Source organism: Pseudomonas putida, assembly GCF_028682635.1.
GTDB lineage: Bacteria > Pseudomonadota > Gammaproteobacteria > Pseudomonadales > Pseudomonadaceae > Aquipseudomonas > Aquipseudomonas putida_AE.
The window spans coordinates 135,367-158,197 of sequence record NZ_JANHLK010000004.1 but is presented as its reverse complement, the minus strand read 5'-3'; the positions used below and the strand labels follow the sequence as shown (position 1 = coordinate 158,197).

The following is a 22,831-nucleotide window of genomic DNA, read 5'->3' as shown; positions in this document are numbered from 1 at the left end:
TGCTAAGTTAGGGCGCCTGAGTTTTTTGCCAATCCTATGAGGCTCTCGCTATGACCGCACCGACTGCAATTCGCCGACTCAACGCTGCTGACCCGGATTTCGCGCATCATCTGGATCATCTGCTGAGCTGGGAAAGTGTGTCTGACGACTCGGTCAATCAGCGGGTGCTGGACATCATCAAGGCCGTGCGCGAGCGCGGTGACGCGGCGCTGGTGGACTTCACCCGTCAGTTCGACGGCCTGGACGTGAAGTCCATGGCTGACCTGATCCTGCCGCGCGAGCGTCTGGAGCTGGCACTGACCCGCATTACCGTGCCCCAGCGCGAAGCCCTGGAAAAAGCCGCGGCCCGGGTACGCAGCTATCACGAAAAGCAGAAGCAGGACTCCTGGAGCTACACCGAGGCCGATGGCACCGTGCTGGGCCAGAAGGTCACGCCGCTGGATCGCGCCGGCCTGTACGTGCCGGGTGGCAAGGCGTCCTACCCGTCGTCGGTGCTGATGAACGCGATTCCGGCCAAGGTTGCCGGCGTGACCGAAGTGGTCATGGTGGTGCCGACCCCTCGCGGTGAGATCAACGAGCTTGTGCTGGCTGCCGCCTGCATCGCCGGTGTCGACCGTGTATTCACCATCGGTGGTGCCCAGGCGGTGGCCGCGTTGGCCTACGGTACCGAAAGCGTGCCGATGGTCGATAAAGTGGTCGGCCCGGGCAACATCTACGTTGCCACTGCCAAGCGCCACGTATTCGGCCAGGTCGGTATCGACATGATCGCCGGTCCGTCGGAGATCCTCGTGGTGTGTGACGGCAAGACCGATCCGGACTGGATCGCCATGGACCTGTTCTCCCAGGCCGAGCACGATGAAGACGCCCAGGCGATCCTGGTCAGCCCGGATGCCGAGTTCCTCGACCAGGTTGCCGCGAGCATCGCCAAGCTGATGCCGACCATGGAACGCGCCCAGATCATCGAAACCTCGATCAACGGCCGTGGTGCGCTGATCAAGGTGCGCGACATGGAGCAAGCCATCGAAGTGGCCAACCGCATCGCGCCGGAGCACCTGGAGCTGTCGGTTGCCGATCCACAGGCCTGGCTGCCGCAGATTCGCCATGCCGGTGCCATCTTCATGGGCCGTCACACCAGCGAAGCGCTGGGCGACTACTGCGCAGGCCCGAACCATGTGTTGCCGACTTCCGGCACGGCGCGATTCTCGTCGCCGCTGGGTGTGTACGACTTCCAGAAGCGTTCGTCGATCATTTTTTGCTCGGAGCAGGGCGCGTCCGACCTGGGCAAAACCGCTTCCGTGCTGGCCCGTGGCGAGTCGCTGACCGCCCACGCCCGCAGTGCCGAATATCGCATCATCGACGACAAGCAGGGGAACTGAGATGAGTAAATTCTGGAGCCCGTTCGTCAAGAACCTGGTGCCGTACGTACCGGGCGAACAGCCAAAACTGGCGAAACTGGTGAAGCTCAACACCAATGAAAACCCGTACGGTCCATCGCCCAAAGCCCTGGCTGCGATGCAGACTGAACTGAACGACAACCTGCGCCTGTACCCGGACCCGAACAGCGATCGGCTGAAAAATGCCGTGGCCCAGTACTACGGCGTGCAGAGCAACCAGGTGTTTCTCGGCAACGGTTCCGACGAAGTCCTGGCGCACATCTTCCACGGCTTGCTGCAGCACGATCAGCCGTTGCTGTTCCCGGACATCAGCTACAGCTTCTACCCGGTTTACTGCGGGTTGTACGGCATCCAGTTCGATGCAGTGCCGCTGGACGAGCAGTTCCAGATCAACCCGGCGGACTACGCCAAACCGAACGGCGGGATCATCTTCCCCAACCCGAACGCACCGACCGGTTGCCTGTTGGCACTCGATGCCATCGAGCAGATCCTCAAGGCCAGCCCGGATTCGGTGGTGGTGGTCGATGAGGCCTACATCGATTTCGGCGGCGAGACGGCGATCAGCCTGGTGGATCGTTATCCGAACCTGCTGGTGACCCAGACCCTGTCCAAGTCGCGCTCGCTGGCCGGTCTGCGGGTCGGCTTGGCGGTGGGGCATCCGGACCTGATCGAGGCGCTGGAGCGGATCAAGAACAGCTTCAACTCCTATCCGCTGGATCGGATGGCGAATGTCGGGGCCGCGGCGGCGTTCGAGGATCGTGAGTACTTCGACAAGACTTGCCGCCTGGTGATCGATAGTCGCGAGAAGGTTGTTGCACAGTTGAAAGCGAAGGGCTTTGAAGTACTGCCATCGGCGGCGAACTTCATTTTCGCCCGTCACCCCCAGCACGATGCAGCAGGCCTGGCGGCCAAACTGCGCGAGCAAGGCGTGATTGTCCGGCACTTCAAGCAGGAGCGGATTGCCCAGTTCCTGCGGATCTCGATCGGTACACCTGAGCAGAATCAGGCGCTGATCGACGGCCTCGGCGACCTATAAACCCTGTGGGAGTGGGCTTGCTCGCGAAGCTGTGTCAGCGACATGGGTGTCGACTGACACACCTTCGCGAGCAAGCCCGCTCCCACATTGGTTTTTGTATACGGCTTAGTTTTCTTCTTTCTCTTTGACCGGCGCAGGCGGCGGACGCAAGCCAATCTCAGCCGTTAGCTTCAGTTCCTTGCCATTGCGCATCACCTGGATCGCGACCTTGTCGGTCGGCTTGATCCGCGCCACCTGATTCATCGAGCGACGGCCATCGCCAGCCGGCTCGCCGTCGATGCTGAGGATCACATCGCCCAATTGCAGGCCGGCCTTTTGCGCCGGACCGTCACGGAAAATCCCCGCGACCACGATGCCCGGGCGCCCCGACAGGCCAAACGACTCCGCCAGTTCCTGGGACAACGGTTGCACTTCGATACCGAGCCAGCCGCGAATCACCTGGCCGTGTTCGATGATCGATTTCATCACTTCCATGGCCAGCTTTACCGGAATCGCGAAGCCGATGCCCTGGGAGCCGCCGGACTTGGAGAAAATCGCCGTATTGATGCCGGTCAGGTTGCCGTTGGCGTCCACCAGCGCACCGCCTGAGTTGCCGGGGTTGATCGCGGCGTCGGTCTGGATGAAGTCTTCGTAGTTGTTCAGGCCCAGCTGATTGCGCCCGGTGGCGCTGATGATGCCCATGGTCACGGTCTGGCCGACGCCGAACGGGTTACCGATGGCCAGGGTCACGTCGCCGATGCGGATGTTGTCGGAGCGGCCCACGGTGATCGACGGCAGGTTCTTCAGGTCGATCTTGAGGACCGCCAGGTCGGTTTCCGGATCGCTGCCGATCACCCTTGCCAGGGTTTCACGGCCGTCCTTGAGCGCCACCACGATCTGATCGGCACCGCTGGTCACGTGGTTGTTGGTGAGGATGTAGCCTTGCGGGCTCATGATCACGCCGGAACCGAGGCTCGACTCCATGCGTTTCTGCTTGGGCGAGTTGTCGCCGAAGAAACGGCGAAACTGCGGATCTTCGAATAGCGGGTGATTGGGTTTGTTGATGACTTTGGTGGTGTACAGGTTCACCACCGACGGCGCGGCGGTGGTCACCGCGTCGGCATAGGACACTGGGCCTTGCTGCATACTGGTGGTTTGCGGGGCTTGTTGCAGGTTGACGTCGAGGCTTGGAAGCCCGACCCACTGCGGGTAACGCTGGATGATTAACAGAGCGACAAGCACGCCGGCCAACAGCGGCCAGCCGGAAAAACGCAGCGCCTTGAGCATTAAGCACGTCCTGAGAGAGTTGCAGGCGGTATGAGACCGCTCATAATGACGCGCATTATACGAGGCCGCGCGTGCCTCTGAACGGGATATTTAGGAGTCTTTTATGGCCGTCGCCCTGAGCACCCTGGTCGAAGAAGCCGACCGTTACCTCGGCAGTTCGAAAATTGCCGATTACTGCCCCAACGGCCTGCAGGTCGAGGGCCGGCCGCAGGTGATGCGCATCGTCAGCGGCGTCACCGCCAGCCAGGCCTTGCTCGATGCTGCGGTGGAGGCCAACGCCGACCTGGTGCTGGTGCATCACGGCTACTTCTGGAAAGGCGAAAACCCGTGCATCACCGGCATGAAGCAGCGCCGCCTGAAGACGCTGCTCAAGCACGATATCAGCCTGCTGTCCTATCACCTGCCGCTGGACCTGCACCCTGACGTTGGCAACAACGTGCAGTTGGCGCGGCAGCTGGACATCACTGTCGAAGGTCCGCTGGACCCGGACAATTTGAAGATCGTCGGCCTGGTCGGTTCGTTGAACGAACCCGTGACGCCCCGGGACTTCGCCCGCCGCGTGCGCGAGGTGATGGGCCGCGAACCTTTGCTGATCGAAGGCGGCAACATGATACGCCGGGTCGGCTGGTGCACCGGTGGCGGTCAGGGCTACATCGATCAGGCGGTGCTGGCGGGTGTCGATCTGTACCTGAGCGGGGAAGCGTCCGAGCAGACCTTCCACAGTGCCCGTGAGAACGACATCAGCTTCATCGCCGCCGGTCACCATGCCACCGAGCGGTATGGCGTGCAGGCGCTGGGTGACTACTTGGCGCGCAGGTTCGCCCTCGAACACATCTTCATCGATTGCCCCAACCCGATCTAAATGTGGGGGCGGGCTTGCTCGCGAATGCGGTGTGTCATTCAACATTTATGCTGACTGATTCGCCGCCTTCGCGAGCAAGCCCGCTCCCACAAAGGTCCGAGGCGCCCAAACGGGCGGGCATATTCATATGCTCTTTCGATCTAGTTGGCGTCCTCATTAGAAGGGGGCGCTGTGCTAGGATTCCCCGCTCGAACACGGCCCGCTGGCCGTTCATAAGAAAGATTTCGTGAGTAGCCATGGTCGACAAACTGACGCATCTGAAACAGCTGGAGGCGGAAAGCATCCACATCATCCGCGAGGTGGCCGCCGAGTTCGATAACCCGGTGATGCTGTACTCCATCGGTAAAGACTCCGCCGTGATGCTGCACCTGGCACGCAAGGCCTTCTTCCCAGGCAAGCTGCCGTTCCCGGTGATGCACGTCGACACTCGCTGGAAATTCCAGGAGATGTACGCTTTCCGCGACAAGATGGTTGCCGAGCTGGGCCTGGACCTGATCACCCACGTCAACCCGGATGGCGTGGCGCAGAACATCAACCCGTTCACCCACGGCAGCGCCAAGCACACCGACATCATGAAGACCGAGGGCCTGAAGCAGGCACTGGACAAGCATGGTTTCGACGCCGCCTTCGGTGGTGCCCGTCGCGATGAAGAGAAATCCCGTGCCAAGGAGCGCGTGTACTCGTTCCGCGACAGCAAGCACCGCTGGGACCCGAAGAACCAGCGTCCGGAGCTTTGGAACGTCTACAACGGCAAGGTTAACAAGGGTGAATCCATCCGCGTATTCCCGTTGTCGAACTGGACCGAGCTGGACATCTGGCAGTACATCTACCTGGAAGGCATCCCGATCGTCCCGCTGTACTTCGCCGCCGAGCGTGAAGTCATCGAGAAGAACGGCACCCTGATCATGATCGACGACGAGCGCATCCTCGAACACCTGAGCGATGAAGACAAAGCCCGCATCGTCAAAAAGAAAGTGCGTTTCCGTACCCTAGGTTGCTACCCGTTGACGGGCGCGGTGGAGTCCGAGGCCGAAAGCCTCACGGACATCATTCAGGAAATGCTCCTGACGCGAACTTCCGAGCGCCAGGGCCGTGTCATCGACCACGATGGCGCAGGCTCCATGGAAGACAAAAAACGTCAGGGTTATTTCTAAGGGGTTGTCATGTCGCACGCATCTGATTTGATCAGCGAGGACATCCTCGCTTACCTGGGCCAGCACGAACGTAAAGAGCTGCTGCGCTTTTTGACTTGCGGTAACGTCGACGACGGCAAGAGCACCCTGATCGGGCGCCTGCTGCACGACTCCAAGATGATCTACGAAGATCACCTGGAAGCCATTACCCGCGACTCGAAAAAAGTCGGCACCACCGGTGAAGACATCGACCTGGCGCTGCTGGTCGATGGCCTGCAGGCCGAGCGCGAGCAAGGCATCACCATCGATGTCGCATACCGCTACTTCTCCACCGCCAAGCGCAAATTCATCATCGCCGACACCCCCGGCCATGAGCAGTACACCCGCAACATGGCCACCGGTGCCTCCACCTGTGACCTGGCGATCATCCTGGTCGATGCCCGCTACGGCGTGCAGACCCAGACCCGCCGCCACAGCTTCATCGCCTCGTTGCTGGGCATCAAGCACATCGTCGTCGCCATCAACAAGATGGACCTCAAGGACTTCGACCAGGGCGTGTTCGAGTCGATCAAGGCCGACTACCTGCAGTTCGCCGAAGGCCTGAAGCTCAAGCCGACCAGCATGCACTTCGTGCCGATGTCCGCCTTGAAGGGCGACAACGTGGTGAACAAGTCCGAGCGCTCGCCGTGGTACACCGGCCAGTCGCTGATGGAAATCCTCGAGACCGTGGAAGTGGCGGGCGACCGCAACTTCACCGACCTGCGTTTCCCGGTGCAGTACGTCAACCGTCCGAACCTGAACTTCCGCGGTTTCGCCGGCACCCTGGCCAGCGGCATCGTCAAGAAAGGCGACGAAGTCGTGGTGCTGCCGTCGGGCAAGAGCAGCCGCGTGAAATCCATCGTCACCTTCGAAGGTGAGCTGGAACACGCAGGTCCAGGTCAGGCAGTCACCCTGACCATGGAAGACGAAATCGACATCTCCCGTGGCGACCTGTTGGTTCACGCCGACAACGTGCCGCCGGTGACCGACAGCTTCGAAGCCATGCTCGTATGGATGGCCGAAGAGCCGATGCTGCCGGGCAAGAAATACGACATCAAGCGCGCCACCAGTTACGTGCCGGGCTCCATCGCCAGCATCGTCAACAAGGTCGACGTCAACACCCTGGAAGAAGGCCCGGCCAGCGCGTTGCAGCTGAACGAAATCGGCAAGGTCAAGATCGCGCTCGACGCGCCGATTGCCCTCGACGGTTACGACAGCAACCGCACCACCGGTGCGTTCATCATCATCGACCGCCTGACCAACGGCACCGTCGGCGCCGGCATGATCGTCGCCCAGCCGTTGGCCCATGGCACCAGCACGCACCACGGCAAACTGGCCCACGTTGCCACCGAAGAACGCGCCCAGCGCTTCGGCCAGCAACCGGCCACCGTGTTGTTCAGCGGCTTGTCGGGCGCGGGCAAGAGCACCCTTGCCTATGCGGTTGAGCGCAAGCTGTTCGACCTGGGTCGTGCGGTGTTCGTGCTCGATGGCCAGAACCTGCGTCACGACCTGAACAAAGGTCTGCCACAGGATCGCGCCGGGCGCACCGAGAACTGGCGTCGTGCCGCGCATGTGGCGCGTCAGTTCAACGAAGCCGGCCTGCTGACCCTGGCGGCGTTCGTTGCACCGAGTGCCGAAGGTCGTGAACAGGCGCGGGAACTGATCGGCAAGGAACGTCTGCTGACGGTCTACGTCCAGGCTTCGCCGACGGTCTGCGCCGAGCGTGACCCGCAAGGCCTTTACGCGGCGGCCGGGGATAACATCCCGGGCGAATCCTTCCCGTACGACGTGCCGCTGGATGCCGATCTGGTGATCGACACCCAGTCCGTGTCGCTGGAAGAGGGCGTGAAGCAAGTGCTGGATCTGCTGCGTAAACGCGGCGCGATCTAAGCCTTAGCCAGAAATGAAAAACCCGCCGATGAGTGATCATCGGCGGGTTTTTTATTGAGACCTACTCGGTCAACTGTGGGAGCTAGCCTGCTGGCGATTACGGTGAATCAGTCAACAGATCTGCTGAATGTGAAACCGCTATCGCCAGCAGGCTAGCTCCCACAGGAGATCAGTGTCGGTTCGGATATTCGTGGTGCATCTGCCCCAGGAGCACATCCTTGTCTTCCCACAACTGGTTGATCCAGCCTTGGAACTGCAACCGATACTCACCATCCTGGTCATAGTTCTTGCCAATGAACTGCGGCGGAATCTTCAGCTCCTCAAAGTGCACCACCACATCCGTCACATTCCCGCACAACAAATCCCAAAAACCGGGACGCCCGGCCGGGTAGTGGATGGTCACGTTGACGATGGATTCCAGTTGCTCACCCATCGCGTCCAGCACGAACGCAATGCCACCAGCCTTGGGTTTGAGCAAATAACGGAACGGCGATTTCTGCTGGGCATGCTTGCCTTCGGTGAAGCGCGTGCCCTCGACGAAATTGAAGATGCCCACCGGGTTATCGCGAAATTTCGCGCAGGTCTTGCGCGTGGTTTCCAGGTCCTTGCCTTTCTTCTCAGGGTGCTTTTCCAGATAGGCCTTGGAGTAGCGCTTCATGAACGGAAAGCCCAGCGCCCACCACGCCAGGCCAATCACCGGTACCCAGATCAGCTCTTGCTTGAGAAAGAACTTCAGCGGCTGGATACGCCGATTGAGCACGTATTGCAGCACCAGGATGTCGACCCAGCTTTGGTGGTTGCTGGTGACCAGGTACGAGTGTTGATAGTCGAGGCCCTGCAGGCCGCTGACGTGCCAGCGGGTGCGCCGGACCAGGTTCATCCAGCCCTTGTTGACGCTGATCCAGGCCTCATGGGTATGGCTCATCAGCCATTGGGCAATGCTTTGGGTGAGCGCGAACGGCAACACCTTGAACAGCGCCACACAGAACAGGAACGAGCACAGCAAAATCGTGTTCAACGCCAACAGCAGCGCGGCGATTACTCCGCGTAAGAACGCGGGCAGGAAATCCAGCATTTACACATCCATAGGTCGGTTGGCAGCTTGAATCGCCGTCAGGGCGATGGTGTAGACGATGTCGTCGACCTGCGCGCCGCGCGGCAAATCGTTCACCGGTTTGCGCAGGCCTTGCAGCATCGGCCCGAGGCTGACGCAGTCGGCGCTGCGCTGCACGGCTTTGTGCGTGGTGTTGCCGGTGTTCAGGTCGGGGAACACGAACACCGTGGCGCGACCGGCCACCTGGCTGTTCGGCGCCAGTTGCCGGGCCACGGTTTCGTTGGCGGCGGCGTCATACTGCAACGGACCGTCGATCAGCAGCGAGTGTTGCTGCTCATGGGCGAGCAATGTCGCTTCGCGTACCTTCTCGACTTCCTCGCCGCTGGCCGACTCACCGCTGGAATAGCTGATCATCGCCACCCGCGGGGTGATGCCGAACGCGGCCGCCGAGTCGGCGCTTTGCAGGGCAATCTCGGCCAGCTCGCTGGCGCTCGGGTGCGGGTTCATCACGCAGTCGCCGTAGACCAGCACTTCTTCGGGAAACAGCATGAAGAACACCGACGACACCAGGGTGCAGCCCGGCGCGGTCTTGATCAGCTGCAGGGCCGGGCGAATGGTATTGGCGGTGGAGTGAATGACCCCGGACACCAGGCCGTCCACTTCATCGAGCGCCAGCATCATGGTGCCGATCACCACGGTGTCTTCCAGCTGCTGCTCGGCCATCGGTGCGTTGAGGCTTTTGCTTTTGCGCAGGGCCACCATCGGCTCGATGTAGCGCTCGCGGATCAGGTCCGGGTCGAGGATTTCCAGGCCTGGCGGCAGCTCGATGCCTTGGGCGCGGGCCACGGCTTCGACGTCTGCCGGTTTGGCCAGCAGCACGCAACGGGCAATGCCACGGGCCTGGCAGATGGCGGCGGCCTGGACGGTCAGCGGTTCGCTGCCTTCCGGCAGGACGATGCGCTTGTTGGCGGACTGTGCGCGCTGGATCAATTGGTAACGGAACACCGCTGGCGACAGGCGCATTTCCCGCGGGGTACCACAACGCTGGTGCAGCCAGTTGGCGTCGAGGTGGCTGGCGACGAAATCGGTGATGATCTCCGCGCGCTCGCGGTCGTCGATCGGGATTTCCTTGTTCAGGCCATTGAGTTGGTTGGCAGTGTCGTAGGAGCCGGTGCTCACCGACAACACTGGCAAGCCCGCCTGCAGGGCGCCACGGCACAAGTCCATGATGCGAGGGTCGGGCAGGGTATCACTGGTCAGCAACAGGCCGGCCAGGGGCACGCCATTCATGGCCGCAAGGCTCACGGCGAGGATGATGTCGTCACGATCGCCGGGGGTCACCACCAGTACGCCGGGCTTGAGCAGCTCCACGGTGTTGCGCATGGTGCGCGCGCAAATGATGATCTTGGTCATGCGCCGGGTTTCGTAGTCGCCGGCGTTGAGCACCTGGGCGCCCATCAGGTCCGCCACGTCTCGCGTGCGCGGCGCATTCAGCTCCGGCTGGTACGGGATGCAACCAAGCAGACGGAAGTCGCCGCTGCGCAACAGCGGCGAGTGTTCGTTCAGGCGGGCGGCGAAGGCTTCCATGCTTTCGTCGGTCTTGACCTTGTTGAGGATCACGCCGAGGACTTTCGGGTCCTTGGGGCCGCCGAACAATTGCGCCTGCAGTTCGACGCGACCGGACAGTTCGGTCAGTACTTCGTTTTCCGGTGCCGAAACCAGGATCACTTCGGCATCGAGGCTCTTGGCCAGGTGCAGGTTGACCCGCGCGGCATAGCTGGCGCTGCGGGTCGGGACCATGCCCTCGACGATCAACACGTCCTTTCCGATGGCGGCCTGCTGATAAAGGGTGATGATTTCTTCGAGCAGCTCATCGAGCTGGCCATCGCCAAGCATGCGCTCGACATGGGCCAGGCCCAAGGGTTGCGGCGGCTTCAGGCCGTGGGTGCGCGCCACCAGTTCGGTGGAGCGCTCGGGTCCGGTGTCGCCCGGATGGGGCTGGGCAATCGGCTTGAAAAAGCCGACCTTGAGGCCGGCCCGCTCGAGGGTGCGTACCAGCCCGAGGCTGATGGAGGTCAGGCCCACGCCAAAATCGGTGGGTGCGATAAAAAAAGTTTGCATGCGGATTCTCTAGAGGTGCATGGCAGTGGTGATCATCTATATCTGACGATCTACCGAAATTCAGTCGCCAAGGTTATCGCTAACCGAGCCCTGTGCGCACCAACCGCAGTCAAAGCGCTGGCCTATTTTTTCAAGGCGTTGCGCAGGGTCCAGGACCCAGGCTCGGGATTGCCAGGGTGGCTGGTGCCGCAGGTGCTGGGTGTGGCCGCAGGAAAGCTCGACCACCCAGTGGCCGTCTTCATCCTGATGAAAGCCCGTGATCGTCGAATCCCGTCTGTCCGGGTTGTGTTCGCTTTCGGGCGATTGCTTCGCTAAACTGGGTCTTTCAATATTCTTATGCAAAAGGTCTCGCCCCATGCTGATCGCCGCCAATAAGGCTGTCTCCATCGACTATACCCTGACCAACGACGCTGGTGAGGTCATCGACAGCTCAGCCGGCGGCGCGCCGCTGGTCTACCTGCAAGGCGCAGGCAACATCATCCCGGGCCTGGAAAAAGCCCTGGAAGGCAAAGCAGTCGGCGACGAGCTGACCGTGGCCGTTGAACCGGAAGATGCCTACGGCGAGTACGCTGCCGAACTGGTCAGCACCCTGAGCCGCAGCATGTTCGAAGGCGTTGATGAGCTGGAAGTGGGCATGCAGTTCCACGCTTCCGCTCCGGATGGCCAGATGCAGATCGTGACCATCCGCGATCTGGACGGCGACGACGTCACCGTAGACGGCAACCACCCGTTGGCTGGTCAGCGCCTGAACTTCCAGGTCAAGATCATCAACATCCGTGATGCCAGCCAGGAAGAAATCGCCCATGGTCACGTCCATGGCGAAGGTGGCCATCACCACTGATTTCTGCGCTAAGCTCAGATAGCTGGAGAGGCGCCCCGAGGGCGCCTTTTTAGTCTGCGGCTGTTCCAGGCGACACCACCAAGTGGCTGTTTCGAGAAGAACACGGGAATCTGGAGTACGTCATGAGTGCTTTTCACGAACTTAATTTGACAGCCCTGGATGGTCAGGCGCTCCCTCTGGCCCCTTTCAAGGGGCACGTCGTGCTGGTGGTCAACGTGGCCTCCAAATGCGGCTTGACCCCGCAGTACGCGGCGCTGGAAAACCTCTACCAGCAATACAAAGGCAAGGGTTTCAGCGTGCTGGGCCTGCCGTGCAACCAGTTTGCCGGGCAGGAACCAGGTACCGAGCAGGAAATAAAGGACTTCTGCAACCTCAACTATGGCGTGACCTTTCCGTTGTCCAGCAAGCTGGAAGTCAACGGTCACGAGCGTCATCAGCTGTACAAGCTGCTGGCGGGCGAGGGCGCGGAGTTCCCCGGCGACATTACCTGGAACTTCGAGAAATTCCTGCTGGGTAAAGACGGTCGTGTGCTGGCGCGGTTCTCGCCACGTACGGCGCCGGATGATCCGAGTGTGGTTCAGGCGATCGAAAAAGCCCTGGCCTGATACCCCCCCTGTAGGAGCGAGCTTGCTCGCGATGGTCGTTAACGATAACGCTGCCAGCCTGACACCCCGCAGCGTTCTCAGGTTCATCGCGAGCAAGCTCGCTCCTACAGTGTTCCCTCCTTCTGACCCTTAATCACGCTGATCAATAATGCTGTTCAAGGCGTCGGACTCTCCATATTATCGCCGTCATAAAGTCATTCTTCCGTGGAGCGTCCAAATGCCCGTTAAAGCCCTGTTCAAACCGTTCCACCTCGGCACCCTCGAACTGCCGACCCGTGTGGTCATGGCGCCGATGACCCGTTCGTTTTCGCCGGGCGGCGTACCCAATTCCAAAGTGATCGAGTACTACCGTCGTCGCGCCGCCGCCGGCGTGGGCTTGATCATCACCGAAGGCACCACAGTCGGGCACAAGGCTTCGAACGGCTACCCGAACGTTCCGCATTTCTACGGTGAAGCGGCCCTGGCCGGCTGGAAGAAAGTCGTCGATGCGGTTCACGCCGAGGGCGGCAAGATCGTTCCGCAACTGTGGCATGTCGGCAGCGTGCGTCGCATCGGCACCGAGCCGGACGCCAGCGTGCCAGGTTACGGTCCATCGGAAAAAGTGAAGGACGGCCAGGTCGTGGTTCACGGCATGACCAAACAGGACATTCAGGACGTGATTGCCGCGTTCGCCCAAGCGGCGAAGGATGCCCAGAGCATTGGCATGGATGGCGTGGAAATCCACGGTGCCCACGGTTACCTGGTCGACCAGTTCTTCTGGGAAGGCAGCAACCAGCGCTCCGACGAATACGGCGGCAGCCTGGCCAACCGCTCGCGTTTCGCCATCGAATTGATCCAGGCGGTACGTGCCGCGGTTGGCGAAGGCTTCCCGATCATCTTCCGCTTCTCCCAGTGGAAGCAGCAGGACTACACCGCGCGCCTGGTGCAGACGCCAGAGGCCTTGGGCGATTTCCTCAAGCCCTTGGCCGACGCTGGCGTGGATATTTTCCACTGCTCGACACGCCGTTTCTGGGAGCCGGAGTTCGACGGTTCCGAACTGAACCTGGCAGGCTGGACGCGCAAACTCACCGGCAAGCCAACCATCACCGTGGGCAGCGTTGGCCTGGACGGCGAGTTCCTGCAGTTCATGGTCAACACCGACAAGGTGGCGCAGCCGGCCAGCCTGGAAAAACTGCTGGAGCGTCTGAATAACGACGAGTTCGATCTGGTGGCGGTGGGGCGTGCGCTGTTGGTGGACCCGGACTGGGCACAGAAAGTGCGTGACGGTCGCGAGGAAGACATCCTGCCGTTCAGCCGTGAAGCGTTGATGACGCTGGTTTAAGTCGAGTCCGTAAGGGCCCCATCGCCAGCAGGCTGGCTCCCACATGGTTTCTGTGGTGTACACAGAACCTGTGGGAGCCAGCCTGCTGGCGATGACTGACCCAATGTCACCCTAGGCTCAGGGCAAGGTCGGTGCATTCGGCACCACCACCTCCCCAACACAAGCCCCTCGCAACTGCCCCTCGAACTGTTCAATGATCGCCGCCCAACCCTGGCGACTCGCATGCTGGCGCGCATTGAGCCGCAGACAACGCAAGTTTTCGCGCTTCTCCAGCAACCACACCGCGGCATCGCAGAACGCCTCCTCATCCCCCGGCATCGCCAGCACACCGTTGTAGCCATGGCGAATATGCTGCGCCGCTGCCGCCTGGTCGTAAGCCACCACCCCCAGCCCCGAGGCCAGCGCCTCAAGCACTACATTGCCGAAGGTTTCGGTCAGGCTCGGAAACACAAACACATCCCCCGACGCATAATGACTGGCCAGGGCTTCGCCTCGTTGTGCCCCACAGAAAATCGCTTCCGGTAATTCGCTTTCCATCTGCAGACGCTGCGGGCCATCGCCCACCACAATCAGCTTCAAGGTGCGCTGTGGATAAGTAGCCTTGAGCGTGTCGAAACAGCGTTTGAGCAACCCGAGGTTTTTCTCCGCAGCCAACCGTCCTACATGGATGACGGCGATGTCTTTTTCCCCCAGCCCCCATTGATCGCGCAGCGCATTCAAGCGTTTGGCCGGGTGAAACAACTGGCTGTCGACCCCGCGGGACAGCAACGCCAGGCGCTCGAAATGCCGACGTTCCAGCTCCATGCGCTGGCTGACACTGGGCACCAGCGTCAGGTTCGAGCGATTGTGGAACCAGCGCAGGTAGTGGGTCAGCAGGCGAGACAGCAAGCTGAAGCCGTACTGGCTGGAGTACTGCTGGAAGTTGGTGTGAAAGCCGCTGACCACCGAGATGCCCAGGCGTCGTGCGGCGCGCAAGGCCGACAGGCCGAGCGGTCCTTCGGTGGCGATATACAGCACATCCGGGCGATGGCGCTTCCAGCGCCGCAGCAGCTTGTGCATCGACGACTGCCCCCATTGCAGCCCGGGATAGCCCGGCAGTGGCCAGCCTCGGCACAGCAGCAACTCATCGTCGCTGCTCGCCGATTGATCGCAACCCTGGCGAGGTCGCACCAGTTCCACCTGATGCCCGCGCGCGCGCAAACCGTCGCACAGGCGCCCAAGGGTGTTGGCCACGCCATTGATTTCCGGAGGGAAGGTTTCGGTGATCAGGGTGATATGCAGAGCTGTCGTCATGACCTCAGTGTGGCCTGAGGCCATGTCGGCGTTGTGACGACAGGATGATGGATTTGTGACCGACTCAGCGCTGGGTCACCAGATTCTCCGCCCCACGCTCGCGCACCCAGAACAAGGTCGCGCCGGCCACGGCCGCCGGCATCATCAGGATATTCACCACCGGAATCAGCAGCACCAGGTAGACGATCCCGCCAAAGCTCATGCTTTGCCAGCGCTTCTGGCGCAGCCAGGCGAGCATCTCGTTCCAGCCGAGCTTGTGGTTGTCCGCCGGGTAGTCGATGTACTGGATCGCCATCATCCACACCCCGAACAGCAGCCACAGCGGCGCCGCAATGATGTTCACCACCGGGATGAACGACAGGATGAACAGCCCGAGCGCCCGGGGCAGGAAGTAACCGAGCTTGCGCATTTCCCGGGCCAGGGTGCGCGGGATCATGGCGATCAGCTCGCCCCAGCTGAAGGCCGGGAAGTCGTCGGTGCCGCGCACCACCACTTCGACCTTTTCCGCCAGGAAGCCGTTGAACGGCGCGGCGATGACGTTGGCGAGCATGGTGAAGGTGAAGAACACCATCAACACCACCAGCACCACGAACAACGGCCACAGCACATAGTTGAGGAAGCCCAGCCAGTCGGGCAGGGACGGCATCAGCGTATCGACCCACAGGCTGAACTGATGGCCGGCCAGATAGATCAATCCGACGAACAGCACCAGGTTGATCACCAGTGGCAGTAATACAAAAAGGCGCAGGCTGGGGCTGAGCACCAGTTTCAGGCCTTCACGCAGGTATTGCGGGCCGGACAGTACAGGGGCGGGCATAGGGTGCTCCGAACAAAGGAAAACGCGCCGACCTTACCGGCTTTGCCTGACCGGCGAAAGCGCGACAGCGACATCGACATTAACTGTAACAAAGGCGTCCCGATCATCACTCAGTAGGGATAGAGACCACCTATGAGCTGGATTGTTAAACGGTATTTCCTTAATCTTCGCCCCCTCGATACGCTGCACCCAACTTTTTACAGGACTGTCGAGTTCAAGCCTTCCCCAAGTGCTTTCAATGGTCCTTTTTTATTCCCGCCGGTCATCCGGCGTTCCGCGCCAGGTATTCCGGGCCGGTCAACAGGAGCAGGTCATGTCTGAAGTCCGTCATTCGCGAGTGATTATTCTCGGTTCCGGCCCTGCCGGTTACAGCGCCGCCGTCTATGCCGCCCGTGCCAACCTCAAGCCACTCTTGATCACCGGCATGCAGGCCGGCGGTCAATTGACCACCACCACCGAAGTCGACAACTGGCCGGGCGACGTCCATGGTCTGACCGGCCCGGCGCTGATGGAGCGGATGCGCGAGCACGCCGAGCGCTTTGAAACCGAGATCGTGTTCGATCACATCAATGCCGTGGATTTCGCTGCCAAGCCGTACACCCTGACCGGCGACAGCGCGACCTACACCTGCGACGCCCTGATCATCGCCACCGGCGCCAGCGCTCGTTACCTGGGCCTGCCATCGGAAGAAGCATTCATGGGCAAAGGCGTTTCGGCCTGCGCGACCTGCGACGGTTTCTTCTACCGCAACAAGCCAGTGGCCGTGGTCGGTGGCGGCAACACCGCTGTCGAAGAGGCACTGTACCTGGCCAACATCGCCAGCACCGTGACCCTGATCCACCGTCGCGAAACCTTCCGCGCCGAGAAGATCCTGATCGACAAGCTCAATGCCCGCGTGGCTGAAGGCAAGATCATCCTGAAGTTGAACGCGAACCTGGACGAAGTCCTGGGCGACAACATGGGCGTGACCGGTGCCCGCCTGAAGAACAACGACGGCAGCTTCGACGAGATCAAAGTCGACGGCGTGTTCATCGCCATCGGCCACACCCCGAACACTTCGTTGTTCGAAGGCCAGTTGACCCTGAAAGACGGTTACCTGGTGGTGCACGGCGGCCGTGACGGCAACGCCACTGCGACCAACCTCGAAGGCATCTTCGCCGCCGGCGACGTGGCCGACCACGTCTACCGCCAGGCGATCACCTCCGCTGGCGCCGGTTGCATGGCGGCACTGGATGCCGAGCGTTACCTGGACAATCTGCAGAACGCTTGATTCTGCGTTGGTAAAAAAACCGGCTTCGGCCGGTTTTTTTCTATCTGCAATTCATGCCTGAATGCTATCCCCTGTGGGAGCGGGCTTGCTCGCGAAGCCGGTGTGACAGTTGATAAACAGGTTGCCTGACACGACGCCTTCGTCGGAACGCCGCCCGGACCAAGCCCGCTCCCACATTGGGTTTGTGTTCAGGTCAGTTTGGTGAGGCACGCCTCAAGGATGTCCAGGCCTTCCTCCAGCACCGAAGATTCGGTGGTCAATGGCGCCAGCAAGCGAATGATGTGGCGCGACTTGCCGCTGGGCATCAGCAATAAACCGGCGTCCCGCGCCAGGGCCAGCAGTTGCGTCAACTGAGCTGAAGCCGGTGTGCCGTCAGCGTTGGCCAGTTCAATGCCGCGCATCGCGCCAACGCCGGTCAGGCGGCCAAGGAACGGTGACAGATTACGATCGCGCCAGCTTTCGTAGCGACTGACAATCGCTTCTTCCTGTTGCGAACCCCAGGCCTGCAGATTGGCGTCAGTCATTTCGTCCAGGGTCGCCAGCGCAGCAGCGCAAGCGATAGGGTTGCCGGAATAGGTGCCACCGAGCCCGCCCTTGGGCAAGTTATCCAGCAGCGCCTTGCGCCCGACCACCGCACCCAGCGGCACACCGCCGGCGATGCTCTTGCCCAGCAGGATCAGGTCCGGTTCGATGCCCAGTCGCGAGAATGCAAAGCGCTGGCCAGTGCGGCCGAAGCCGGACTGGATTTCATCGGCAATCAGCACAATGCCTTTTTCGTCGCAGAACTTGCGCAATGCCTGGGCGAACTCGACATCCATGGCCAGGAAACCCGCTTCGCCCTGCACCGGCTCGACGATGAAGCAGGCCACGTCCGCAACATCGATCTCGACGCTGAACAGGCGCTCCATGGCTTTCAGGGCCTCGGCACAGGTCACGCCGTTGTCCCGGCTGGGGAACGGCAGGTGATACACCGGCCCGGGCAACACCCCGACTTTCTGTTTGTAGGGCGCCACCTTGCCGTTGAGGTTGAGGGTGGCCAGCGTTCTGCCGTGGAATGCCCCATCAAAGGCAATCACGCCCGTACGCCCGGTCGCGCCACGGACGATCTTCAGCGCATTCTCCGCCGCTTCGGCGCCGCTGTTGGTGAGCATGCCGCTGACCGGGTAATCGACCGGGATAAAGGCGCTGAGGCGGTCCATCAGGTCGATGTAGGGCGTATGGGGCGCGGCGTTGAAGGCGTAGTGGGTCAGTCGGGTGGCCTGTTCGCGGATGGCATCGACGATGCGCGGATGGCAATGGCCGAGGTTCAACACGCCGATGCCGCCGACGAAGTCGATGTAGCGCTTGCCATCGGTGTCCCAGACCTCGGCGTTTTTGCCGTGGCTGAGGGTGACAGGGTGAACGATGTTGATCGACTGGCTGATGGTTTCACTGCGCATGGGTAGTCGGCTCGGAAGAAGGGAGGCTTCTTTTATCTAAGCCGCGTGCAGCGGTGGCGGGCAAACGAAATAAAGTGAGCGGGTTAATCTTAAAAGTCGGGATGTGTTGAACATTCCAAAAACAGACGCAGAACCTGTAGGAGCTGGCTTGCCAGCGAAGGGGCCCTTGAATTTGGCATCACCCCTCAGGACGCCTTCGCCGGCAAGCCGGCTCCTACAGGGATCAGCGGCGGGTCAGGGGCTGCTGGGTGAATTTCACCCCGGCCAGGCCATGCACCATCAACGCACGAATATTGCCGTGATCGCTGCCCTCAGGCGTCGTCAGCACCGAACGGTAATGCTCGCCGAACGCCAGCAGTGCTTCGTCATCGCTCAGGCCTTCCAGCAATGCCAGGCCCAAGGTCTTGCACGAGCCTTCGTTCTGCCCGGCGGCGTTTTCCACGCCGCCATTGTTGAAGGCCTGGGGCTGGTAGTCGTAACCGGCGGCAATGAATGCCAGGGTGTCGGCGAAGACGTGTTCGCCGCTCTTGAGGCTGGCGCGCAGGGTGTTCAAATCACTCATTGGGTTTTCCTTTGGCGAACGCCGCTTGTTGTTCGGCGCTGGCTTCTTGCTGAAATTGGGCTTTCCACTCGGCGTACGGCATGCCGTAGACCACTTCGCGGGCGTCATCGAGGCTGACCTCGATCTGGCGCTCGTCGGCCGCGGCCTTGTACCACTTGGACAGGCAGTTGCGGCAGAAACCGGAAAGGTTCATCAGGTCGATGTTCTGCACATCCTTGCGGCTGTCCAGGTGGGCCACCAGCCGGCGGAAGGCGGCGGCTTCGAGCTCAAGGCGTTCTTGATCGGTCATGGGGGGCTCTGTGAGACAGCTTCAAGCGGCAAGCTTCAAGCTGCAAGATGGTTGGCGGTGAGGTGAAGTTTACAGCTTGCGGCTTGAAGCTTGAAGCTAGCGGCTCGCTGCAAGCGTTATCGACACCGACTCGGCGAATCGCAGGGCGTGGGGCTTGTCGACTTCGACTTCGGCGTACAGTACCGACTCGTTGGCCATGACCAGGTCCAGCAACTCCTGGGTCAGGCGTTCGAGCAGGGCAAAACGATTGCCTTCCACGTGGGCGATGATCGCCTTGGTGATGGTGCGGTAGTTCAGCGCGTGATCGATATCGTTGTCGCGCACCGCTTCCTGGGCTGCGTACAGAATGGTGAGGTTGATCAGCACATCCTGCTTGTTGAGGATTTCATCCTCGTTGATGCCGATGTAGGTGCGCAGGCACAGGTCCTTGACCCGGATGCGCGCCATGCCTGGTTGAAGTTGTGGCATTGCTACTTGCTCCGTCCAATCAATTGCAGGAACTCCTGGCGGGTGTTGCTCGACTCGCGAAAGGCGCCGAGCATCACCGAGGTGTTCATGGTCGAATTCTGTTTTTCGACGCCGCGCATCATCATGCACATGTGCTGCGCTTCGATGACCACGGCGACGCCGGCCGCGCCGGTCACCTGTTGCACGGCGTCGGCGATTTGCCGGGTGAGGTTTTCCTGGATCTGCAGGCGACGGGCGAACATGTCCACCAGCCGCGCAATCTTCGACAGCCCCAGCACCTTGCCCGTTGGAATATAAGCCACATGCGCCTTGCCGATGAAGGGCAGCATGTGATGTTCGCACAGCGAATACAGCTCGATGTTGTCGACGATCACCATTTCATCGTTGTCGGACGCGAACAAGGCGCCGTTGATGATTTCCTCGACACTTTGCTCGTAACCATGACACAGGTACTGCATGGCTTTGGCCGCGCGCAGCGGCGTATCACGCAGGCCTTCGCGATCTGGGTTCTCTCCGAGCCCGATGAGGATCTCGCGATAACTCTGTGACAGGCGATTATGGGGTAGCGAAAGCGTCATGGAAGTTCCTCAGGGACACTTATTTGATGTGCCTTCCGCCGTTGACGGTCAGGGTGGTGCCGGTGACATAAGGGTTGTCGAGCAGATAACGCAGGCTCTGATAGATCACTTCGCTGCCAGGTTCGATGCCCAGCGCGGATTTGGCCAGTGCCTTGGCGCGATAGGCCGCATCATCGTCGGGATTGAACAGTAGCAGGGCGGGGGCGATTCCGTTGACCTTGATGCCGGGCGCATATTTGGCGGCGAAGGACAGGGTCAGGCTGTCGAGCCCGGCTTTGCTGGCGCAGTAGCCGATGTGCTTGCTGCTGCCCTTGCGGGTCACGTCATCGCTGATGTGCACGATGTCGGCGGGGCTCGAGCGTTCGAGCAGGTCGGCGCAGTGCAGGTTGATCAGGTAAGGCGCCAGCATGTGCACGCTGAACATGCGGGTGAAGGCCGTGGCATCGGTGTCCGGTGTTTCGGCCAGCCATTCGGAGGCGTTGTGGATTATCGCTCGCAGGCTGTCGGTATGGGTTTTCAGTTCACTGATGAAGGTGACGATCCCTGCTTCGCTGGAGAAGTCCGCGAACAGCCCGATCGCCCCCAGGTCACGCAGGGTTTGCACGCCGGGACGTTCACTGCGGTAACTGAAAATCACCCGATGACCGTCTTCGAGCAAGCGCTGCGCGCAATGCAGGCCGACACGTTGGCCGGCACCGGTGATGAGAATGGGGGCTGCGGTAGAAGTCATGAACGGCTCGCATCGCGGTAAGAGCAAAACTATACCAGCGACGCGGGCGGTCTACCTATTTCAGCGGTTTTGGGTGGACGGTCGAATAGGCAACGGTCGTGCAGATGTGCCATTCAACCAATTGGCCAACAAACGGGTCGACAACGGAATGAAGAAATAGACCATCAACGGCGTCAGGCACAGGGTGCTGATCAGCACGCGAGGCAACAGCGTCATCTCACTCAGCAACGGCCCAAGTACAAAATTGAACAACAGCGACACCGGAAAAAACGCCAGCCAGATCGCAACTGCCTGTTTCCAGCGCGGCGGGCGTTGTCCCGCTGCACCGAACCAGCCTTCGATGCCGCTCACCCGATGTTCCTTCGGGTGAGCGAACAGATCGCTGCCACGGGCCAGCCAGGCGGTACGCGAAGCCGAGTGCTCCCAGGCGTGCAGCGTCGGCTCGTCGGCGAAGCGGAAGATGATCTGGAATTCGTTATCGTCGGGCGGCGGAGCGAGCACGCCGGAGCCCAGGTAACCGGGGAAGTCGGTGGCCAGTTGTTCGCCTTCGCGCAACCAGACCATCAGGTCCTGATAACGCCCATCGGCGACGCGGCGCGCCACCATCAGCGTGACGGGGGAGGTAGACATCATGTATCTCCGTAAACAAATGCGTCGCTCCGGGTAGGAGTTTCGCCAGGCGCAGCGCCGGGGTGGTGGGCTGCATCTTGGGACAAGCAAAAATTATTCCTGATTCTACCCGCGACGTCAGTGGCTCGGTAACAATCTATGCCTTGAACCATAGAGGTGCAGCGGAGGTACAATGGGATTTGAACCACACATGGATGTAGGCCGATAAATGCCTGTCTTGACCGACGTTGACCTGGATGTGTCACCGGCGCTCTCCCTGGAACGGGAAGAGCTTTTTCCGATTCGCGAGGTGGCGCGCCTTACCGGTGTTAACCCGGTCACGCTTCGCGCATGGGAGCGACGGCATGGCCTGATCGTGCCCACTCGCACCGAAAGCGGGCACCGCCTGTATTCGATGACCGATATCGAGCGGGTGCGCAGCATCCTCAACTGGATCGAACGCGGGGTAGCGGTCAGCAAGATCAGCAAGATCCTGGCCAAGGCAGCGCCGTTACAGGCACTGGCCCACATCATTCCCAACAATCTGGTGCAGGCCGATTACGCACAATGGCAGCAACAGCTTGCGGCTGCCGTCAGCGCTTTTGACGACGCCCGGCTGGAGCAGGTCTATGGGCAGATTTTTTCCAGCTACTCCCAGCCGGTTGTTTTCCAGGACATCCTTCTTCCGCTGTGGCGGCAATTGCTGCAGCGCCAGGACACGTTTGGCCGGGCCAGCGAGTGGTTGTTCCTCGATGGTTTCCTGCGCTCACGGGTGGTGCAGCGCCTGCTGTTGATCCGTGACAGGCACCCCAGGCGCGTCATCGTGAGCGCCTTGGCAGGCCAGTGTCGCGAGCTTGAATTGCTGATCGCCGCGTTGTTCCTCGCAAACGATCAAATGGGGGTGCGGGTGCTGACCACCGGCCAACCGTTCGACGAACTGACCCTGGTCTGCGAAAGGATCAAGCCCCGGGCGCTGGTGCTGTTTTCCAACCACGTCCCCAGCCCCGACTTGCCCCGGCGCCTGAATCGTCTGGCGATGAGCCTGGATTGCCCTTTGCTGCTGGCCGGTGATGCGTGCGACCTGGCGCAGGAAAACCTCGCCGGGTCATCGATCGGATGCCTGGGAAATGAGGGAACGGTGATGCGTCAGCGCCTCAACCAGTTTCTGGCGGGCAACCTGGATACCTGATGTTCAGAAGGGCAGGATTCAGAAG

23 protein-coding genes and 1 pseudogene are annotated in these 22,831 nt (G+C 61.0%); 11 read left to right on the top strand and 13 right to left on the bottom strand.

Features of this window, described 5'->3' with window-relative positions; translation table 11 throughout:
• Nucleotides 1-50 precede the first annotated feature (50 nt).
• Together hisD and hisC are read left to right on the top strand one after the other, a co-directional pair.
• Nucleotides 51-1,376, top strand: coding sequence for a histidinol dehydrogenase (hisD, locus tag NPS56_RS06775; protein ID WP_274074001.1), 1,326 nt, complete (start codon nucleotides 51-53; stop codon nucleotides 1,374-1,376).
• Between the two features lies 1 nt (nucleotide 1,377).
• Nucleotides 1,378-2,430, top strand: a complete 1,053-nt coding sequence (gene hisC / locus NPS56_RS06770; protein ID WP_274074000.1) for a histidinol-phosphate transaminase — start codon at nucleotides 1,378-1,380, stop codon at nucleotides 2,428-2,430.
• Nucleotides 2,431-2,535: 105 nt separating this feature from the next.
• Here hisC and algW read toward each other — a convergent pair whose 3' ends face one another.
• A complete protein-coding gene (gene algW / locus NPS56_RS06765; protein WP_274073999.1) occupies nucleotides 2,536-3,696 on the bottom strand; it encodes a Do family serine endopeptidase AlgW in 1,161 nt (386 codons plus the stop codon).
• Nucleotides 3,697-3,799: 103 nt separating this feature from the next.
• Here algW and NPS56_RS06760 point away from each other — a divergent pair, with 103 nt between their 5' ends.
• From NPS56_RS06760 to cysN, 3 genes are all read left to right on the top strand, one after another.
• Nucleotides 3,800-4,558, top strand: coding sequence for a Nif3-like dinuclear metal center hexameric protein (locus NPS56_RS06760; protein WP_274073998.1), 759 nt, complete (start codon nucleotides 3,800-3,802; stop codon nucleotides 4,556-4,558).
• A gap of 236 nt (nucleotides 4,559-4,794) precedes the next feature.
• On the top strand, nucleotides 4,795-5,712 hold the full coding sequence (gene cysD, locus NPS56_RS06755; RefSeq protein WP_007970286.1) for a sulfate adenylyltransferase subunit CysD: 918 nt from the start codon (nucleotides 4,795-4,797) through the stop codon (nucleotides 5,710-5,712).
• A gap of 9 nt (nucleotides 5,713-5,721) precedes the next feature.
• The gene (gene cysN, locus NPS56_RS06750) at nucleotides 5,722-7,620 is read left to right on the top strand and encodes a sulfate adenylyltransferase subunit CysN (RefSeq protein WP_274073997.1); all 1,899 of its coding nucleotides are present in this window, start codon (nucleotides 5,722-5,724) and stop codon (nucleotides 7,618-7,620) included.
• Between the two features lie 169 nt (nucleotides 7,621-7,789).
• Here cysN and NPS56_RS06745 read toward each other — a convergent pair whose 3' ends face one another.
• Genes NPS56_RS06745 through NPS56_RS06735 form a run of 3 tightly spaced genes read right to left on the bottom strand, consistent with a single transcriptional unit; the run spans nucleotide 7,790 to nucleotide 11,182 of the window.
• Nucleotides 7,790-8,695 (bottom strand): acyltransferase, encoded by a 906-nt coding sequence (locus NPS56_RS06745; protein ID WP_274073996.1) that lies wholly within the window; start codon nucleotides 8,693-8,695, stop codon nucleotides 7,790-7,792.
• Nucleotides 8,696-10,795: a phosphate acetyltransferase gene (gene pta / locus NPS56_RS06740; protein ID WP_046820534.1), complete on the bottom strand. Its 2,100-nt coding sequence runs from the start codon at nucleotides 10,793-10,795 to the stop codon at nucleotides 8,696-8,698. It abuts the gene before it with no gap.
• 60 nt (nucleotides 10,796-10,855) lie between these two features.
• The gene (locus NPS56_RS06735) at nucleotides 10,856-11,182 is read right to left on the bottom strand and encodes a DUF3565 domain-containing protein (protein ID WP_274073995.1); all 327 of its coding nucleotides are present in this window, start codon (nucleotides 11,180-11,182) and stop codon (nucleotides 10,856-10,858) included.
• Between NPS56_RS06735 and NPS56_RS06730 the strand changes: the two genes are divergently transcribed.
• The 4 genes and pseudogenes from NPS56_RS06730 to NPS56_RS06715 all read left to right on the top strand — a co-directional run bounded on the left by NPS56_RS06730 (nucleotide 11,151) and on the right by NPS56_RS06715 (nucleotide 13,562).
• Complete coding sequence (locus NPS56_RS06730) at nucleotides 11,151-11,636, top strand: FKBP-type peptidyl-prolyl cis-trans isomerase (RefSeq protein ID WP_008054392.1); 486 nt, start codon at nucleotides 11,151-11,153, stop codon at nucleotides 11,634-11,636. The genes NPS56_RS06735 and NPS56_RS06730 overlap by 32 nt on opposite strands.
• Before the next feature lie 122 nt (nucleotides 11,637-11,758).
• The gene (locus NPS56_RS06725; RefSeq protein WP_274073994.1) at nucleotides 11,759-12,241 is read left to right on the top strand and encodes a glutathione peroxidase; all 483 of its coding nucleotides are present in this window, start codon (nucleotides 11,759-11,761) and stop codon (nucleotides 12,239-12,241) included.
• Between the two features lie 31 nt (nucleotides 12,242-12,272).
• Nucleotides 12,273-12,356: pseudogene (locus tag NPS56_RS06720) on the top strand (YqgE/AlgH family protein); the annotation flags it as partial.
• 102 nt (nucleotides 12,357-12,458) lie between these two features.
• Entirely contained in the window at nucleotides 12,459-13,562 is a 1,104-nt protein-coding gene (locus tag NPS56_RS06715; protein WP_274073993.1) for an NADH:flavin oxidoreductase, read from the top strand.
• Nucleotides 13,563-13,679: 117 nt separating this feature from the next.
• On the opposite strand, the gene NPS56_RS06710 is transcribed toward NPS56_RS06715, so the two are convergent.
• Both NPS56_RS06710 and cysZ read right to left on the bottom strand, forming a co-directional pair.
• Nucleotides 13,680-14,879, bottom strand: coding sequence for a glycosyltransferase family 4 protein (locus tag NPS56_RS06710; RefSeq protein ID WP_274073992.1), 1,200 nt, complete (start codon nucleotides 14,877-14,879; stop codon nucleotides 13,680-13,682).
• Between the two features lie 40 nt (nucleotides 14,880-14,919).
• Nucleotides 14,920-15,672: a sulfate transporter CysZ gene (gene cysZ, locus NPS56_RS06705; RefSeq protein WP_274073991.1), complete on the bottom strand. Its 753-nt coding sequence runs from the start codon at nucleotides 15,670-15,672 to the stop codon at nucleotides 14,920-14,922.
• Nucleotides 15,673-15,985: 313 nt separating this feature from the next.
• Between cysZ and trxB the strand changes: the two genes are divergently transcribed.
• Nucleotides 15,986-16,942: a thioredoxin-disulfide reductase gene (gene trxB, locus NPS56_RS06700; RefSeq protein ID WP_274073990.1), complete on the top strand. Its 957-nt coding sequence runs from the start codon at nucleotides 15,986-15,988 to the stop codon at nucleotides 16,940-16,942.
• Nucleotides 16,943-17,130: 188 nt separating this feature from the next.
• On the opposite strand, the gene NPS56_RS06695 is transcribed toward trxB, so the two are convergent.
• The 7 genes from NPS56_RS06695 to NPS56_RS06665 all read right to left on the bottom strand — a co-directional run bounded on the left by NPS56_RS06695 (nucleotide 17,131) and on the right by NPS56_RS06665 (nucleotide 21,638).
• The gene (locus NPS56_RS06695; protein ID WP_274073989.1) at nucleotides 17,131-18,381 is read right to left on the bottom strand and encodes a 2-aminoadipate transaminase; all 1,251 of its coding nucleotides are present in this window, start codon (nucleotides 18,379-18,381) and stop codon (nucleotides 17,131-17,133) included.
• Between the two features lie 223 nt (nucleotides 18,382-18,604).
• Nucleotides 18,605-18,943, bottom strand: a complete 339-nt coding sequence (locus NPS56_RS06690; protein ID WP_274073988.1) for a HopJ type III effector protein — start codon at nucleotides 18,941-18,943, stop codon at nucleotides 18,605-18,607.
• Nucleotides 18,936-19,232 (bottom strand): DUF1244 domain-containing protein, encoded by a 297-nt coding sequence (locus tag NPS56_RS06685; protein WP_272604657.1) that lies wholly within the window; start codon nucleotides 19,230-19,232, stop codon nucleotides 18,936-18,938. The genes NPS56_RS06690 and NPS56_RS06685 overlap by 8 nt, the downstream gene beginning before the upstream one ends.
• Before the next feature lie 96 nt (nucleotides 19,233-19,328).
• Nucleotides 19,329-19,700 (bottom strand): dihydroneopterin triphosphate 2'-epimerase, encoded by a 372-nt coding sequence (gene folX / locus NPS56_RS06680; RefSeq protein ID WP_008054404.1) that lies wholly within the window; start codon nucleotides 19,698-19,700, stop codon nucleotides 19,329-19,331.
• Nucleotides 19,701-19,702: 2 nt separating this feature from the next.
• Nucleotides 19,703-20,278 (bottom strand): GTP cyclohydrolase I FolE, encoded by a 576-nt coding sequence (folE, locus tag NPS56_RS06675; protein WP_274073987.1) that lies wholly within the window; start codon nucleotides 20,276-20,278, stop codon nucleotides 19,703-19,705.
• A 19-nt stretch (nucleotides 20,279-20,297) separates the two neighbouring features.
• Complete coding sequence (folM, locus tag NPS56_RS06670) at nucleotides 20,298-21,008, bottom strand: dihydromonapterin reductase (protein ID WP_274073986.1); 711 nt, start codon at nucleotides 21,006-21,008, stop codon at nucleotides 20,298-20,300.
• A gap of 60 nt (nucleotides 21,009-21,068) precedes the next feature.
• Nucleotides 21,069-21,638 (bottom strand): antibiotic biosynthesis monooxygenase, encoded by a 570-nt coding sequence (locus tag NPS56_RS06665; protein WP_274073985.1) that lies wholly within the window; start codon nucleotides 21,636-21,638, stop codon nucleotides 21,069-21,071.
• A gap of 208 nt (nucleotides 21,639-21,846) precedes the next feature.
• Between NPS56_RS06665 and NPS56_RS06660 the strand changes: the two genes are divergently transcribed.
• Complete coding sequence (locus NPS56_RS06660) at nucleotides 21,847-22,806, top strand: MerR family transcriptional regulator (protein ID WP_274073984.1); 960 nt, start codon at nucleotides 21,847-21,849, stop codon at nucleotides 22,804-22,806.
• The last annotated feature ends 25 nt before the right edge of the window (nucleotides 22,807-22,831 follow it).

Bases quoted from the DNA above. Each gene is read 5' to 3' on its own strand.
- hisD (WP_274074001.1), top strand. From the start codon at position 51: ATGACCGCACCGACTGCAATTCGCCGACTCAACGCTGCTGACCCGGAT.
- hisC (WP_274074000.1), top strand. From the start codon at position 1,378: ATGAGTAAATTCTGGAGCCCGTTCGTCAAGAACCTGGTGCCGTACGTA.
- algW (WP_274073999.1), bottom strand. From the start codon at position 3,696: ATGCTCAAGGCGCTGCGTTTTTCCGGCTGGCCGCTGTTGGCCGGCGTG.
- NPS56_RS06760 (WP_274073998.1), top strand. From the start codon at position 3,800: ATGGCCGTCGCCCTGAGCACCCTGGTCGAAGAAGCCGACCGTTACCTC.
- cysD (WP_007970286.1), top strand. From the start codon at position 4,795: ATGGTCGACAAACTGACGCATCTGAAACAGCTGGAGGCGGAAAGCATC.
- cysN (WP_274073997.1), top strand. From the start codon at position 5,722: ATGTCGCACGCATCTGATTTGATCAGCGAGGACATCCTCGCTTACCTG.
- NPS56_RS06745 (WP_274073996.1), bottom strand. From the start codon at position 8,695: ATGCTGGATTTCCTGCCCGCGTTCTTACGCGGAGTAATCGCCGCGCTG.
- pta (WP_046820534.1), bottom strand. From the start codon at position 10,795: ATGCAAACTTTTTTTATCGCACCCACCGATTTTGGCGTGGGCCTGACC.
- NPS56_RS06730 (WP_008054392.1), top strand. From the start codon at position 11,151: ATGCTGATCGCCGCCAATAAGGCTGTCTCCATCGACTATACCCTGACC.
- NPS56_RS06735 (WP_274073995.1), bottom strand. From the start codon at position 11,182: ATGGAGACAGCCTTATTGGCGGCGATCAGCATGGGGCGAGACCTTTTG.
- NPS56_RS06725 (WP_274073994.1), top strand. From the start codon at position 11,759: ATGAGTGCTTTTCACGAACTTAATTTGACAGCCCTGGATGGTCAGGCG.
- NPS56_RS06715 (WP_274073993.1), top strand. From the start codon at position 12,459: ATGCCCGTTAAAGCCCTGTTCAAACCGTTCCACCTCGGCACCCTCGAA.
- NPS56_RS06710 (WP_274073992.1), bottom strand. From the start codon at position 14,879: ATGGCCTCAGGCCACACTGAGGTCATGACGACAGCTCTGCATATCACC.
- cysZ (WP_274073991.1), bottom strand. From the start codon at position 15,672: ATGCCCGCCCCTGTACTGTCCGGCCCGCAATACCTGCGTGAAGGCCTG.
- trxB (WP_274073990.1), top strand. From the start codon at position 15,986: ATGTCTGAAGTCCGTCATTCGCGAGTGATTATTCTCGGTTCCGGCCCT.
- NPS56_RS06695 (WP_274073989.1), bottom strand. From the start codon at position 18,381: ATGCGCAGTGAAACCATCAGCCAGTCGATCAACATCGTTCACCCTGTC.
- NPS56_RS06690 (WP_274073988.1), bottom strand. From the start codon at position 18,943: ATGAGTGATTTGAACACCCTGCGCGCCAGCCTCAAGAGCGGCGAACAC.
- NPS56_RS06685 (WP_272604657.1), bottom strand. From the start codon at position 19,232: ATGACCGATCAAGAACGCCTTGAGCTCGAAGCCGCCGCCTTCCGCCGG.
- folX (WP_008054404.1), bottom strand. From the start codon at position 19,700: ATGCCACAACTTCAACCAGGCATGGCGCGCATCCGGGTCAAGGACCTG.
- folE (WP_274073987.1), bottom strand. From the start codon at position 20,278: ATGACGCTTTCGCTACCCCATAATCGCCTGTCACAGAGTTATCGCGAG.
- folM (WP_274073986.1), bottom strand. From the start codon at position 21,008: ATGACTTCTACCGCAGCCCCCATTCTCATCACCGGTGCCGGCCAACGT.
- NPS56_RS06665 (WP_274073985.1), bottom strand. From the start codon at position 21,638: ATGTCTACCTCCCCCGTCACGCTGATGGTGGCGCGCCGCGTCGCCGAT.
- NPS56_RS06660 (WP_274073984.1), top strand. From the start codon at position 21,847: ATGCCTGTCTTGACCGACGTTGACCTGGATGTGTCACCGGCGCTCTCC.